Below are 311 nucleotides of genomic sequence, written 5' to 3' on the forward strand. Positions count from 1 at the left end.
GCCGGATTCATTTGAACCAGAAGCTTCTGCGCTAGCCTCAGCGGAGGCTGATGCGCTTGCGTCGCTGCCGGCTTCAGCTGAGGCGGAGGCTTCGGCGGAAGCCTCGGCTGATCCAGAATCGTCGGAATCATCATCGCCGGATTCATTTGAACCAGAAGCTTCTGCGCTAGCCTCAGCGGAGGCTGATGCGCTTGCGTCGCTGCCGGCTTCAGCTGAAGCGGAAGCTTCGGCGGAGGCCTCGGCTGATCCAGAATCGTCGGAATCATCATCGCCTGATTCATTTGAACCAGAAGCTTCTACGCTAACCTCGG

General features: G+C 58.8%; 1 protein-coding gene. It reads right to left on the bottom strand.

From position 1 onward, the window contains the following. A partial coding sequence (locus QWY29_RS20010; RefSeq protein WP_300962991.1) for a hypothetical protein occupies nt 1-281 on the bottom strand: 281 nt, incomplete at its 3' end. Between the last annotated feature and the right edge of the window lie 30 nt (nt 282-311).

The organism is Nocardioides abyssi (assembly GCF_030412915.1).
In the GTDB taxonomy this organism is placed as follows: domain Bacteria; phylum Actinomycetota; class Actinomycetes; order Propionibacteriales; family Nocardioidaceae; genus Nocardioides; species Nocardioides abyssi.